Source organism: Streptomyces sp. f51 (genome assembly GCF_037940415.1).
In the GTDB taxonomy this organism is placed as follows: Bacteria; Actinomycetota; Actinomycetes; order Streptomycetales; family Streptomycetaceae; genus Streptomyces.
This window is the reverse complement of the sequence record NZ_CP149798.1, coordinates 2,789,546-2,803,051: the sequence shown is the minus strand read 5'-3', so window position 1 is coordinate 2,803,051 and position 13,506 is coordinate 2,789,546. Positions and strand designations below refer to the sequence as shown.

Sequence of the window (13,506 nt, the reverse complement as noted above, 5' to 3'; positions counted from 1 at the left end):
TCACCGGCATGTCAGGCCGTGACCTGTTCTGCGAGCCCCGCCGCATCCGCCGCGGGGCGGCCCTGACATTGGTGTTCGCGAGTGTCCTCGTCGCCGGAGCGGCGACCGGATCGTTCTCCGACCCCGCCCGCAAGACCCCGGCCGCGACGCCCGGTTCGGCGGCGGCGCGCCACCACGACGAGGTCACCCGGGCCGCCGCCGAGGCGATGGCCGACGGCAAGTCGCCCATGGAGGCCGCCGAACGGGCCGTCAGCCGCAGCGGGGACCGCTGGGGCGCCGTCTACTCCCAGGGCGAGTACGAGGAGTTCGAGGAGGCCCTCGACGGCCAGTACACCGGCGTCGGCCTGTGGGCCCGCCGCGAGCGGGACGGACGCATCGAGGTCACCCGCGTCAGCGCCGGCTCGCCCGCCGCCGCGGCGGGCATCCGCAAGGGCGACCGGCTGCGCACCGTCGACGGCGCGAAGGTGGACGGCCGGCCGGTCACCGAGGTCGTCTCGTTACTGCGCGGCGACGCGGACGACGCGACCGCCGGCACCAAGGTCTCCCTGGGCCTGGAGCGCGGCACGCAGTCGTGGAGCCGGACCCTGCGCCGCGCCAGGCTCTCCACGGACTCGGTCACCGTCAGCAGGCTTCCCGGCGGAGCCGCCCTGATCAAGGTCGACGCCTTCACCAAGGGCGTGGGCGAGGCCGTGAGGACCGCCGTCGGGCGGGCGCCGGGCAGGGCCGGGATCGTCCTCGACCTGCGCGGCAACTCAGGCGGCCTGGTCACCGAGGCCGTCGCCACCGCCTCCGTCTTCCTCGACGGCGGTCTCGTGGCCACGTACGACGTGAACGGCGCCCAGCGGGCCCTGCACGCGGACGCCGGGGGCGACACCACCAGACCCCTGGTCGCGCTCGTCGACGGCGGCACGATGAGCGCGGCCGAGCTCCTCACCGGGGCACTCCAGGACCGGGGGCGCGCGGTGGTCGTGGGCTCCAGGACCTTCGGCAAGGGCTCCGTCCAGATGCCGAGCCGGCTGCCCGACGGCTCCGTCGCCGAGCTGACCGTCGGCCACTACCGCACCCCCTCGGGCCGCTCCGTCGACGGCCGGGGCATCACCCCCGACCTGGAGGCGGACAAGGAGTCGCTCCGGCGGGCCGAGACCGTGCTGAGCGGTCTCGGGGACCTCTCCTGACGCGCCGGACGCGGACCCGGTAATCGACTTTCCCCCGAGCCCCCCTGTAGTGCGAAAATGGCCAGCACTATGAGCAAGGGAATGTACGTACCGAAGGAGTCCCAGCCCAAGCAGGGCGGCCAGGGCTCCGGCAAGGCCAAGGACGGCAAGCGCAAGATCGTCGCCCAGAACAAGAAGGCGCGGCACGACTACGCGATCGTCGACACCTACGAGGCCGGGCTCGTCCTGACCGGCACCGAGGTCAAGTCGCTGCGCCAGGGGCGCGCCTCGCTGACGGACGGCTTCGTCCAGATCGACGGGAACGAGGCGTGGCTGCACAACGCCCACATCCCGGAGTACAGCCAGGGCACGTGGACGAACCACACCGTGCGCCGCAAGCGCAAGCTCCTCCTGCACCGCGAGGAGATCGACAAGCTGGAGGCGAAGACCCAGGAGACCGGTCACACGATCGTGCCGCTCGCCCTGTACTTCAAGGACGGCCGCGCGAAGGCGGAGATCGCGCTCGCCCGGGGCAAGAAGGAGTACGACAAGCGGCAGACCCTGCGCGAGAAGCAGGACCGGCGCGAGTCGGACCGCGCCATCGCCGCGGCCAAGCGGAAACAGCGCGGCGAGTGACGCCGCGGACGGCCCCGCCGGAATAGGCTGGCACCGTCGTGCGTTGGTCACGTACGATGGCAACGCACCCCACAGAGGGCGCGGGTTCCTCCCCGGAGGGATCGAGCTTTGAAAAATCAACATGGGGATGATCGGTTTCGACAGCGGCTGTTGAAGCAGGGGAAGCGTGTCGAGGAAGCGGCAATGATCTCGTAAACCATATGTCGCAAAAAATAATCGCCAATTCCAAGAGCGATTCCCAGTCCTTCGCCCTCGCTGCCTAATAAGCAGTGAGTGAAGGACCCTTAATGGGTGTCAGCCCGGGAGTGTTCCCGACCCGGACCCTGGCATAATCTAGGGGACTAAACCATCGAGCCCGGTCACGGGGTTCGCTGGGAAATCAAACAGTGACTGAGCCCGTCGGCGACTTGTTCGCGTGATCGCCGGGGCTGAGAAAATCGCAGCGAACTGCACACGGAGAAGCCCTGATTTTGCACCGTTGGACGCGGGTTCGATTCCCGCCATCTCCACTCATCCCATGTTTCAATTCAATAGCGTGACGAAGGCCCCGCTGCTCAGGCAGCGGGGCCTTCGTGTTGTTCTCCCCGGAATTCGGCCGGCCCCCTCAGGGATGCGGCGCCCGGGGAGCCGTACTGCCACGCTCCGTCATCGTGGGCGTGAGCAGCGTCGCCTCGGGACAGGGCGTGCCGTTCAGCTTCCTCATCAGCAAGTCCACCGCCCGCGCGCCGACTTCGGCGGACGGAAGGGCGATCGAGGTGACCGGGACACGCAGACTCCCGGCGAGCTCGTCGGGACAGATCGCGGTGACGGACAGATCCGCCGGGACGCGCAGACCGAGCTGCTCGAACGCGTCGATCAACGGCTCCAGGACCGGCTCGTTGTGGACGACGACGCCGGTCAACGCGGGCTGTTCGCGCAGGAGTTGTTCGGCGATCCGGCGAGCCGCGGCCGGCGTGGCCTCGCAGGGGTGGACGGAGGAGGCCAGGCCGTTGCGGTCGGCGGCGGCCGTGAAGCCCTGCACCACCCGCTGCGCGAACGCCGTCCCCCGCACGTACACCTCCGGCGGCGAGCCGACCAGGGCGACCACCCGGTGCCCGAGCCCCGCGAGCCGGTCCACACACAGCTCGCCAGCCGCCTTGAAGTCCAGATCGATGCAGGTCAGGCCGTCGGGCGCGGCCGGGAAGCCGATGAGGACCGAAGGCCGCTCCAGCGCGCGCAGCAGCGGCAGCCGGGGATCGTGGAGCTGGACGTCCATCACGATCAGCGCGTCCACCAGCGCGGTGTCCGCGACCCGGCGCAGCCCCTCCTCGCCCTCCTCCTGGGTGAGCAGCAGGACGTCGTGGTCGTGCAGCCGGGCCGCCGTCACCACCGACACCGCGAACTGCATCACCACCGGCACATGGATGCCCGCCCGCAGCGGGACGACCAGCGCCAGGACGTTCGACCGGCTGCTCGCCAGAGCCCTGGCCCCCGCGTGCGGGCGGTACCCGAGCCGGCGGATGCTCTCCTCGACGCGCTGCCGGGTCTCCTCGGAGATCGGCCGCTTGCCACTGAGGGCGTAGGAGACCGTGCTCGGGGACACCCCGGCGTGCCGCGCCACATCGGTGATCTTGACCATCGTCACGACTCCAGATCGAGGGAGAGGAAACCCGTCCCGGCGCCGGCCCGCACCTCGCGCCCGCCCGCGGCCAGCCCCCAGGGCGCCGACGGATCGGAGCAGGACGCGCGCAGGGTGTTCCCCTCGCGCACGACGGTGAAGGTCACCGGTCCGACCGGCACCGTCACCCGGGCGCCCCGCTCCAGGCCGTACGCGCGCAGGGTGACCCCGTCCGCGTGGTCGTAGTCGGGGCGGTCGTCCACCGCGCCGACCGGGATCACCGCGCCGGGCCGCACCAGCAGGGGCACGCTCAGAAAGCCGTGGCGCTCGCGCACCCAGCGCGGTCCGGTGACCGGCTCCCCGCCGAGATAGGGGGTCCAGACGCCCTCGGGCACGTAGTACGAGACGTCCCCCTCGTCGCTGAAGACGGGCGCGACCAGCAGGTCGGGGCCGAGCATGTACTGCCGTTCCAGATGCGCGCACCCCGGATCGTCAGGGAACTCAAGGACCATCGCCCGCATCATCGGCACCCCCTCCGCGTGGGCGGTGCGGGCGGCCTCGTACAGATACGGCATCAGGCCGAGCTTGAGCCGGGTGAACAGCCGCAGGACGTCCACGGCCTCCTCGTCGAACAGCCAGGGCACGCGGTACGAGGACGAGCCGTGCAGCCGGCTGTGCGAGGACAGCAGCCCGAACGCGATCCACCGCTTGAACAGCGCGGGCGTCGGCGTCCCCTCGAAGCCGCCGATGTCGTGGCTCCAGAACCCGAACCCCGACATGCCGAGGCTGAGCCCGCCGCGCAGCGACTCCGCCATCGACGCGTACGTCGCCTCGCAGTCGCCGCCCCAGTGCACCGGGAACCGCTGGCTGCCCACGGTCGCGGAACGGGCGAAGACGACGGCCTCGTCCTCTCCCCGGTGTTTGCGCAGCACGTCGAACACGGTCCGGTTGTAGAGGTACGTGTAGTAGTTGTGCATCCGCTCCGGGTCGGCGCCGTCGGCGTAGGCCACGTCCACCGGGACCCGCTCGCCGAAGTCGGTCTTGAAGCAGTCGACGCCCTGATCGAGCAGGGCCTCCAGCTTGGAGGCGTACCAGTCCCGGGCGGCGGGGCTGGTGAAGTCGACCAGGGCCATCCCCGGCTGCCACAGGTCCCACTGCCACACGCCGCCGTCGGGCCGCCGCAGCAGATGCCCGAGCGCCCGGCCCTCGGCGAACAGCGGTGAGCGCTGCGCGATGTACGGGTTGATCCAGACGCTGATCCGCAGCCCCTTGTCCTTCAGCCGGCTCAGCATCCCCTCCGGATCGGGGAACACCCGGGGGTCCCACCGGAAGTCGCACCAGTTGAACTCGCGCATCCAGAAGCAGTCGAAGTGGAAGACGGACAGCGGCAGTTCACGCTCCCGCATGCCGTCGATGAAGGAGGTGACGGTGTCCTCGTCGTAGGAGGTGGTGAAGGACGTCGACAGCCACAGGCCGAAGGACCAGGCGGGCGGCAGGGCCGGACGCCCGGTGAGCGCGGTGTACTTGCGCAGGATGTCCTTCGGGGTCGGCCCGTGGATGACGTAGTACGTCAGCTCCTGTGTCTCGGCGCTGAACTGGACCCGGGACACCGCCTCCGAGCCGACCTCGAAGGAGACCCGGCCGGGGTGGTCGACGAACACGCCGTAGCCCGCGTCCGTCAGATAGAACGGCACGTTCTTGTAGGCCTGTTCGGTTGCGGTACCGCCGTCCGCGTTCCACATGTCCACCACCTGGCCGTTCTTGACGAGCGGCCCGAACCGCTCGCCGAGGCCGAAGACCCGGGTGCCCACCCCGAGGTCCAGCTGCTCGCGCAGATAGTGGGCGCCGCTCGCGTCCCGCATGATGCCCATGCCCTTGGGGCCGCTGCTGGTGAGGACGCGGCCGTGCGCGAGGAAGTCGACGTGCCACGGGGCGGTGCGGGAGATCCGGACGGACAGGGCGCCCGAGGTCAGGGTCGCGTGATGCTCGTCGTACTCCGTGTCCGGGGTGAACTCGCCCCCGCGCAGCCCGAACCGGGGCCCGCGCTGCTCCTCGCCCTGGAAATGGGTGAACGTGACGCCGATGACGCCCGGCATCGGCGCGTGGGCGCCGATCGTCACGACCGGACCCTTCAGCAGATCGCCGCGGTGCCTGATGGGCTGGGTCGGCGCGTGGATCTCCAGACCGCCGGGCCCCGAGGTCACGTCGAGCACCTCGACCGGATGGGCCGCGCTGACACCCTCGCGCAGCAGCCAGTAGCCGTCCGTGAACTTCACTCTCGTACCCCCTACTTGACTGCGCCGGCGGCGATGCCGCGGGTCAGGGTCCGCTGGAAGAGCAGGAAGAAGACGACGGCGGGCAGCACGCCGAGGAGGGCGGCCGCGTTCGTCATCGTGGCGTCCATCAGGCGCTGCCCCTGGAGGACGCCGAGGGCCACCGACACCGTCTGGTTGTCGTTGGAGATCAGCATGACCAGCGGCAGCAGGAACTCGTTCCACGTCCAGATGAAGAAGAAGACGAGCAGCACACCGATGGTGGGACGGCTGACCGGGACCACGATCCGCCACAGCACCTGCCACCGGTTCGCCCCGTCGATCCGCGCGGCCTCGATGATCTCGCGCGGGAACCGGGCCAGGACGGAGGAGAGGAGATAGGTGCCGAACGCCGCCTGGATCACCGTGAACACGATGATCACGCTGAGCCTGGTGTCGTAGAGGCCTGCCTCCTTGCTCAGGTAGTAGAGCGGGTAGACCAGCGCCTCCTGCGGCAGGGTGTTGGCGAGGACGAAGAACGCGAGCACCCAGGTGCGGCCCCTGATCCGGCCGATGCCGATCGCGTAGGCGTTCAGGACGGACAGCACCGCGGCCCCGACCGCCACCGAGCCGGAGATCAGCACCGAGTTGAGGAGCTTCCGCCCGAAGTCGACGCGCCGCCAGAAGTCCGCGATGCCGTGGAGATAGAGGCCGTGGGGAAGGCTGAGGGGGCCGTGCGCCGCGTACTCGGCCGGCGACTTCACCGCGTTGAGGGCGACGACGCCGAACGGCAGCACCATGAACAGGGCGCCGACGACGAGGGCCGCCAGCACCGGGTAACGGCGGAGGGCGGTCATGTACGGACCCCTTCCTCGGCGTCCTCGGCGCGGGTCTGGAACCTCAGCCCGACCAGCGCCAGCGCCAGGACGATCACGGTCAGGACGGTGGAGATCGCGGCGCCGTAGCCGACCTGGGTCTTCTCGAAGAAGGTCGTGAAGGAGAAGTACGACGGCACGTCGGTGGCGCCGCCCGGGCCGCCCTTCGTCAGGACGTAGACCGCCCCGAAGACCTTCAGCGCGGCGATCGTGCACCACAGGAGGACGACCGAGATCTCCGGGCGGATCTGCGGCAGCGTGATGTGCCAGAACCGCCGCCACCAGCCCGCGCCGTCCAGTTCGGCGGCCTCGTACAGCTGCGGGTCCACGCGTTGCAGTCCCGCCATGAAGACGACGAGCGGGAAGCCGAGCTGCACCCACACCATCACGCCCATGACGCTGTAGAGCGCGAGATCGGGGTCGCCCAGCCAGTCCTGCTGCCAGGAGCCGAGGCCGACGGACTTCAGCAGGGTGTTGAGCGAACCGTTCTCGGGGGCGAGGATCCAGCTCCACACGATCCCGGCGACGGCGATCGGCAGCACCTGGGGGAGGTAGTAGCAGGCCCGGAGCACGGCCGCCGTCCTCGTCCCGAAGTGCTTGGCGACGAAGTCGAACAGGGCGGCGGCCAGGACGAGTCCGACGGCCGTCGGGACGACCGCCATCGCCAGCACCATGGACAGGCTGTGCCGGAACGACGCCCAGAACTCGCTGTCGTCGATCAGCGCGCGGTAGTTGGCGAGCCCGGCCCACGAAGGGGACCCGACCCCCTGCCAGTCGGTGAGGCTGATCCCGGTGTTCATCAGGAACGGCACGACGACGACGGCCGTGAAGGCGATCACGCCGGGCAGCAGGAACAGCGCGTAGGAGCTGTGCGGGCGCCTCGGGTGACCGGCCCGGGCCTTCAGGCCGGTCACCCGCCCGCCGCGTTCGGCGGTCACCGTCATCGCTGCGGTACGCCCTTGTCGTACGCCTTCTGGAGGTCGTCCAGGTAGGCGCCGGGCTTCTCGCTGCCGGTGATCAGCTTCTGCGTCTCGGAGACGAGGGTGTCGTAGAAGCCCGCCACCGGCCAGTCCGGGTAGAAGGCGAGCCCGTCACGCCCCGAGAGGGTGTTGTAGTCGGCTATCAGGGTCTTGGTCCTGGCGTCGGTGATCGCGGAGGTGTCCGCGGCCACCGGGACACCGCCCTTGTTGCCCAGCAGGTTCTGGATCTTCTTCGACATGGTGATGTCGATGAAGTCGTAGGCCAGTTCCTTGTTCTTGGCGCCCTTGGGGACCACCCACAGGTTGCCGCCGGAGCCCAGGGTGAGGTTCGAGCCCGGGAACAGGCCGGAGTCCCAGTCGAACTTCGCCTCGGACTCGAAGCGGCCGTACCACCAGCTGCCGGAGAAGAGGATCGGCGACTTGCCCCGGATCCAGGAGACGCCCGCGTCCTCGGCCTTGGTGCCGCTGGACGTCTTGGCGATGTAGCCCTTCCTCACCCAGTCGGCGAAGGTGTTCGCCGCGTAGGTCCAGGCCGCGTCGTGGAAGTCCGTCCTGCCCTTGTACAGCTCGTACGTGTCCACCCAGGTGCGGTCGGCCTTGGAGAGGGCGAGCTGGTAGAGGTACTGCTGGGCCATGTACTCCGCGCCGGAGTTGGCGAGCGGGGTGATGCCCTTCGCGACGAACTCGTCCATCGCGGCGGTCAGTTCGCCGTACGTGGTCGGCTGCGCGATCCCGTACTTCTTGAACAGGTCCTTGTTGTAGAAGACCATCGTGTACTCGGCGTAGTTGGGCACGCCGTACCACTTGCCGGAGCCCATGACCCCGTTGGCGTCGTACTGGCTGGTGGTCCTCACGCCGGCGCTGAGCTTCTTGTCCCAGCCGCGCTTGGTGGCCTCGGCCGTGAGGTCGGTCAACAGGCCCTGCTTGGACAGCAGACCCGCGGTCGCGTTGCCCTTGTTGTACTCCATGAGGTCGGGGGCGTCGTTCGAGTTGAGGACCATGGGCGCGGTCTTCTGGATCTGCTCGAAGCCCTTCTCCTCGAACTTCACCTTCACGCCCGGGTGTTGCGCTTCGAATTCCTTGATGGCCTCGTTCCAGGCCACCCCCATCGCGCTGTCCGGCCCTTCGTAGTGCCACAGTTTCAGGGTCTTGCCGTCGGAGGAGCCACTGTCCGAGGCGCCGCAGGCCGTCGCCAGCAGGGCACCTGTCAAGGTCACCGCCACCAGCGCCGCCCGGCGCCTTCGTGTCGTCGACATCCACTGCCTCCAGAGGAGTTGGATGGGAATCGGGCCGTCCCGCATCGCTCGTCGAATCGATTCGATGCGGGACGTCGAAGCGCTTCGACGGGGGAAGGTAGGCGGGCGCCGCGGACAGGTCAATGGGTTGGACCGGAATGGTGGACGGGGTTCGACAGGCCGGACGGCGGAGCGTGTGCACGGGCGGACCAAGGGGACCAAGGGACCCAAGGGGAGCTCACCGGACGGGTTCGACCTGCCGTTCCCGAAGCCCGGAAGTCCCCGCGTCCGTGCTGGTGCTTGCGGCTGCGCCTGCGGCCGTGCTCGTGCCTGCGCTTGAGGCTGCGCCCGTGCTCGTGCCCGTGCCTGCGCCCGTGCCCGTGCCTGCGGCCGTGCTCGTGCTCGTGCCTGCGGCCGTGCCCGTGCTCGTGCTCGTGCCTGCGGCCGTGCCCGTGCTCGTGCTCGTGCCTGCGGCCGTGCCCGTGCTCGTGCTCGTGCCTGCGGCCGTGCCCGTGCTCGTGCTCGTGCCTGCGGCCGTGCTCGTGCTCGTGCCTGCGGCCGTGCTCGTGCTCGTGCCTGCGGCCGTGCCTGTGCTCGCGGCTGCGCCCGCGCCTGCGGCTTCGACCGTGCCTGAGGCCACGACCGTGCCCGTGCCTGCGCTTGCGGCTGCGCCCGTGGCTGGGCCTATGCCTGTGACTGTGCCAGTCCCCGTCCCCATCCCTGCGCCTGTGCCTGCGGCTGCACCCGTGCCAGTCCCCGTCCCCATCCCTGCGTCTGTGCCTGCGGCTGCGCCCGTGCCAGTCCCCGTCCCCATCTCTGCGCCTGTGCTCGCGGCTGCGCCCCTCCCGGTGCTCGTCGCCTGCCTCGCGCCCAGGGTGGCGACGGCCAGTGCGGTCGTCGCCGCCGCGACCGGGACCGCGTAACCGGCGGCCGGCGACAGGTGCTCCACCATCCATCCGCCCGCCGCCGAGCCCCCGGCTATCCCGCCCAGCAGGCCGGTCACCGCGAGCGTCATGCCCTCGTTCAGCCGGCCCTCGGGCGTCCGCCGCTGGACCAGCGTCATACCGGTGACCATCGTCGGAGCGGTCGCCATGCCGGCCACGAGCAGCGCCCCCGCGAGAACCGTGAGCGATCCGGTGAGCCGGACGGCGAGCAGGGGCAGCGTCAGCAGAACCGCCATGGCGCCGACGCACACCGCGTACCGCCGCGCGGCGCGCGCGTCGGTGTCGGCGTCGAACGGCGCACCCCGCCGCATCGCGCCGAACACCAGACCCGCCACGCACGACCCGGCCGCCTGGAGGGCGAGCACCACGCCCGCGGCGGACTTGTGCCCCCGCTCGTCCGCGAACGCGATCGTCGCCACCTCCATCGCCCCGAACACCGCGCCGGTGGCGAGGAAGGAGAGGAGCAGCGGAGGCATTCCGGGCGCGAGCACGGGCGACCCGGAGACCGTGGCCGGCCGGGGCGGCGGCTGCGTCGAACGCTGGGCGGTGAAGAGCAGCACCCCCGTCATCAGCAGCGCGCACCCCACGAGCATCCCCGCCTCCGGGGAGAGCGCCCCGCAGAGGAAGGCCGCCAGGACCGGGCCCAGCATGAAGCACAGCTCGTCCACGGCCTGCTCGAAGGAGTTCGCGGTGTGCAGCGCCGCCGCGTCCCCCCGCAGGAGATGGGCCCAGCGCGCACGGGACATCCCGCCGGTGTTGGGGGTCGTGGCGGTGGCGGCGTACGCGGCGAACAGGGCCCAGTCGGGCGCGCCGAAGCGCACGCACGCCACCAGCCCGGTCCCGCCGAGCAGCGCGAAGGCCGTGGCGGGCACGGCCACCCGGGCCTGCCCGTACCGGTCGACGAGCCGCGCGGTCCAGGGGGCGACCACGGCCGTCGCGGCCAGACCCGTCGCGGTGACGGCGCCGGCGAGCGCGTACGAGCCCCGGGCGCCGGCGATCATGATGACCGCGCTCACGCTGAACATGCCCATGGGCAGCCGGGCGACGAGGTTGCCGAGGGTGAAGGCACGCGTGCCGGGCAGCGCGAACAGACGGCGGTACGGGGTGAACGGTGACATGGGTGAACCGTCGCCCGCCGTCCCGCGAGCGGTCCAACACCTACTCCGTCGCGATTCACGCATCCGCGTTGTAGGTTCACCCGATGCCTGGTCAACGCCCCTTTCCCGGTCACCTGGACCTCCGTCTGCTGCGCGCATTCCTCGCGGTCGCCGAGGAACTGCACTTCACCCGGGCCGCCGCCCGCCTGTATGTCGCCCAGCAGTCCCTGAGCCGTGACATCCGGCGGCTCGAGCGCGAACTCGGGGCGGAGCTGTTCGTACGGACGACCCGGCAGGTGACGCCGACGGTGGACGCCGAGCGGCTGCTGCCGTACGCGCGCCGGGTGCTGGAGGCCCACGACGCGCTCCTCGACGCCTTCGACCGGCCCGGCGGCGAGGAGAGGCCGCTGCTCGTCGACGTCAACACCGCCGGTCTGGTCTCCAGCCGCGTCCTCGACCGGGCCCGCTCCCTCGCCCCCGGCAGCGAACTGATGGCCCGTTACGAGAGCGGGCTCACGGGTGCGGCGGCGGACATCCTGGCCGGCCGGCTCGACGTGTCGTTCGGCCGGTTCGCGGGACTCGACCCCGCCGTCCGGGCCCGTCTTGAGCAGCGGCTCGTGCGCTACGAACCGATGGCCGTCGTCCTGCCGGAGGACCATCACCTCGCCGCCCTGGACGCGGTTCCGCTGGCCGCGCTCGCCGGCGAGACCGTGTACGCGGGGGCGGGGAACCCGCGGACCCTGGAGTGGACCGACCTGGCACGTCACCTGTTCGAGGGACGGGGCATCAGACTCGCGTCACCCGCGCCGGTGGCGGTCGGAGCCGAGGAGTTCCGGCGGATCATGGCGAAGCGGCGGAATCCGGTGCTCGCGGTGGTGGAGTTTCCGGCCATGCCCGGTTCGGTGTCGAGGCCGCTGATCGACCCCGTTCCCCTGTCGCCGGTGTCACTGGTGTGGCGCAAGGGACTTGTCCATCCCGGGGTGGATGCGCTCATACGGGCCGCGGCCGAACTCGCGAGCGAAGAAGAGTGGCTACTGAGTCCCCGGGAAGGGTGGATTCCAGCCACGGACGCCCTCGTCTTCACTCCCCGTGCATAAGTCGTAACGCACGCGTCCCCATGTGCGCTACATTCTGCGTCCGGGCGCGATGTGATATTGGGGGCGTTTGGGACGGGCGGGGGCCCGGTCCAGGCGGTATCGGCAGCATTTGCCCGGAGTCGTCGCGCCGTCGTGAACCGTCCCGTGAGGGGATGCACGTGCGCGCAGGTAACTGGCGGAAAGACGCCCAACCGGCTGAGTGGAAAAACGATCAGTCGGACAGCTTTCGGGCCGACCCGTCACCGGGGCGACAAGTCGGGGCGTCGTGCGCCCGGCGGACGCCCGGCAGAGCGATTTTCATGGCCGGAAATGGGAGTTGGCATCAGTCCTGAGCGTGGGGAACGCGCCGAGCGAGCAAACGGCGGACGTCCCGAGCGAATCCCGGAGCCGGAGACCGAGCTGCTCGTCGGTCGCGTGGCGGAGACGGGAGTGTCCAGCGGCCGTCGGCCCGAGAGGGGTCCGGCGTCCGGGGGTGAGCCGGGGGCGCGGCCGTCCTCCGGAGGCAGGGCGACGGCCAGTCCGTGGCCCTTCACCCGTACGTCCTCGACACGGCCCTTCCTCCGCGGCGCACCGGCCTCCGGGCGCGGGTCGGCCTCCGGCGACGGACCGCCCCTCGGGGGCGGATCGCCCCTGGGCGGCGGCGGGTCGGCGACCGATCTGCTCGAAGGCGAGGCGCCGGACCGCACCCTTCGGCTGTCCTCCTCCCGGAGGAACCGGGGCGAGACGGCGGACGACGGCGACCCGCACGAGGTCGTCATCCGGCTCGACGGCGTGGACTCCGGGCCCGAGGACCGGCCCGATCCGCCGGGCCACGACCTCTCCACGGCCGCCGAGATCGCGGACCGCCCGGTCTTCGTCGACGCGTCCGGCCGCCGCAGCCGCCGCTTCCGCCGCCTCGGCATGCTCGTCGCCGCGGCCTGCGCGGTCTACGCCGTCGTGATCGTCGCCACGCTCCTGTCGGGCAACTCGAACGCGCCCTGGCTGCCGGTACCGGGCCAGGAGGAGGACACGCCCGCCGGGCAGGTCGAGACCTCGACCCTGCCCACGCAGTCGGTGAACCCGGCCGGCAAGGGCGCGGTACCCGCACCCGGCAGCACGGCCAGGGCCGCCGACGGAACGACACCCTCGCCCACCAGGTCCGCGAAGGCGGGCGCCTCGGCGAGCGCCTCGGCCGCGGGCGCGTCCGGCACCCCCGAGCCCAGCACGCCGGCGACGAAGAAGCCGAAACCCGGTGTCAGCACCAAGGCCCCGGGCCCCGGGCCCAAGCCGTCCACCTCCCCGGACGGCCAGCCCTCGGCCTCCGCCACGACGACCTCTCCCGGCTCGCCCGCCCCCACGGAGAGCACGGGCGCCACGGGCGCCCCCGGGGCGGGGGCCGCACCGAATGGGTGACCTCCGCCGGCGCGCGGACGCCTGGCAGGACCAGGACTCCGCCACCGCGCCCGGAGCGGCGGCGCAGTTCGTGCGCGGCCCGTTCACGACGGGGCCCGGATCCCTCGGTTCCCCGTACGCACGCTCCCTCTCGCTCCCGGAGAACCGTTTCTGATGTCCCGCACCAGCCGCCACGGGCCGTCGCCCGTCACGCCGGGAACCCGCCCCGCAGCCACCGCGCGGCGGGGCCGGGACGCCCGGCGCCGCC

At 71.2% G+C, this 13,506-nt stretch carries 10 protein-coding genes, 1 other RNA gene and 1 pseudogene; 6 read left to right on the top strand and 6 right to left on the bottom strand.

From position 1 onward, the window contains the following. Positions 1-8: 8 nt before the first annotated feature. The 3 genes from WJM95_RS12330 to ssrA all read left to right on the top strand — a co-directional run bounded on the left by WJM95_RS12330 (position 9) and on the right by ssrA (position 2,302). Entirely contained in the window at positions 9-1,175 is a 1,167-nt protein-coding gene (locus WJM95_RS12330; protein WP_339129643.1) for a S41 family peptidase, read from the top strand. A 69-nt stretch (positions 1,176-1,244) separates the two neighbouring features. Next, a complete protein-coding gene (smpB, locus tag WJM95_RS12325) occupies positions 1,245-1,790 on the top strand; it encodes an SsrA-binding protein SmpB (protein ID WP_339129642.1) in 546 nt (181 codons plus the stop codon). Between the two features lie 123 nt (positions 1,791-1,913). After that, positions 1,914-2,302, top strand: a transfer-messenger RNA (tmRNA) gene (ssrA, locus tag WJM95_RS12320). Positions 2,303-2,394: 92 nt separating this feature from the next. Here ssrA and WJM95_RS12315 read toward each other — a convergent pair. From WJM95_RS12315 to WJM95_RS12290, 6 genes and pseudogenes are all read right to left on the bottom strand, one after another. Further along, positions 2,395-3,408 carry a LacI family DNA-binding transcriptional regulator gene (locus WJM95_RS12315; protein ID WP_339135505.1) on the bottom strand — a complete coding sequence of 338 codons (1,014 nt, stop codon included), beginning with the start codon at positions 3,406-3,408 and terminating at the stop codon, positions 2,395-2,397. Positions 3,409-3,410: 2 nt separating this feature from the next. After that, entirely contained in the window at positions 3,411-5,663 is a 2,253-nt protein-coding gene (gene yicI / locus WJM95_RS12310) for an alpha-xylosidase (protein ID WP_339129641.1), read from the bottom strand. A gap of 11 nt (positions 5,664-5,674) precedes the next feature. Then, complete coding sequence (locus WJM95_RS12305) at positions 5,675-6,496, bottom strand: carbohydrate ABC transporter permease (protein ID WP_339129640.1); 822 nt, start codon at positions 6,494-6,496, stop codon at positions 5,675-5,677. Further along, complete coding sequence (locus tag WJM95_RS12300; protein WP_339129638.1) at positions 6,493-7,458, bottom strand: sugar ABC transporter permease; 966 nt, start codon at positions 7,456-7,458, stop codon at positions 6,493-6,495. Before WJM95_RS12300 ends, WJM95_RS12305 begins: the two co-directional genes overlap by 4 nt. Continuing rightward, positions 7,455-8,750: an extracellular solute-binding protein gene (locus WJM95_RS12295; protein WP_339129637.1), complete on the bottom strand. Its 1,296-nt coding sequence runs from the start codon at positions 8,748-8,750 to the stop codon at positions 7,455-7,457. Before WJM95_RS12295 ends, WJM95_RS12300 begins: the two co-directional genes overlap by 4 nt. 856 nt (positions 8,751-9,606) lie before the next feature. Continuing rightward, positions 9,607-10,791 (bottom strand): annotated as a pseudogene (locus tag WJM95_RS12290) (MFS transporter); the annotation flags it as partial. Positions 10,792-10,874: 83 nt separating this feature from the next. Here WJM95_RS12290 and WJM95_RS12285 point away from each other — a divergent pair. The 3 genes from WJM95_RS12285 to WJM95_RS12275 all read left to right on the top strand — a co-directional run bounded on the left by WJM95_RS12285 (position 10,875) and on the right by WJM95_RS12275 (position 13,413). Further along, positions 10,875-11,867, top strand: coding sequence for a LysR family transcriptional regulator (locus tag WJM95_RS12285; RefSeq protein ID WP_339129636.1), 993 nt, complete (start codon positions 10,875-10,877; stop codon positions 11,865-11,867). Between the two features lie 429 nt (positions 11,868-12,296). Continuing rightward, positions 12,297-13,259, top strand: a complete 963-nt coding sequence (locus WJM95_RS12280) for a hypothetical protein (RefSeq protein ID WP_339129635.1) — start codon at positions 12,297-12,299, stop codon at positions 13,257-13,259. Further along, positions 13,252-13,413, top strand: a complete 162-nt coding sequence (locus WJM95_RS12275) for a hypothetical protein (RefSeq protein ID WP_339129634.1) — start codon at positions 13,252-13,254, stop codon at positions 13,411-13,413. The genes WJM95_RS12280 and WJM95_RS12275 overlap by 8 nt, the downstream gene beginning before the upstream one ends. Positions 13,414-13,506 lie beyond the last annotated feature (93 nt).

What these genes read in the sequence shown, in the direction of transcription:
- WJM95_RS12330 (WP_339129643.1), top strand. Translation starts at nt 9, where the DNA reads ATGTCAGGCCGTGACCTGTTCTGCGAGCCCCGCCGCATCCGCCGCGGG.
- smpB (WP_339129642.1), top strand. Translation starts at nt 1,245, where the DNA reads ATGAGCAAGGGAATGTACGTACCGAAGGAGTCCCAGCCCAAGCAGGGC.
- WJM95_RS12315 (WP_339135505.1), bottom strand. Translation starts at nt 3,408, where the DNA reads ATGGTCAAGATCACCGATGTGGCGCGGCACGCCGGGGTGTCCCCGAGC.
- WJM95_RS12305 (WP_339129640.1), bottom strand. Translation starts at nt 6,496, where the DNA reads ATGACCGCCCTCCGCCGTTACCCGGTGCTGGCGGCCCTCGTCGTCGGC.
- WJM95_RS12300 (WP_339129638.1), bottom strand. Translation starts at nt 7,458, where the DNA reads ATGACGGTGACCGCCGAACGCGGCGGGCGGGTGACCGGCCTGAAGGCC.
- WJM95_RS12295 (WP_339129637.1), bottom strand. Translation starts at nt 8,750, where the DNA reads ATGTCGACGACACGAAGGCGCCGGGCGGCGCTGGTGGCGGTGACCTTG.
- WJM95_RS12285 (WP_339129636.1), top strand. Translation starts at nt 10,875, where the DNA reads ATGCCTGGTCAACGCCCCTTTCCCGGTCACCTGGACCTCCGTCTGCTG.
- WJM95_RS12275 (WP_339129634.1), top strand. Translation starts at nt 13,252, where the DNA reads ATGGGTGACCTCCGCCGGCGCGCGGACGCCTGGCAGGACCAGGACTCC.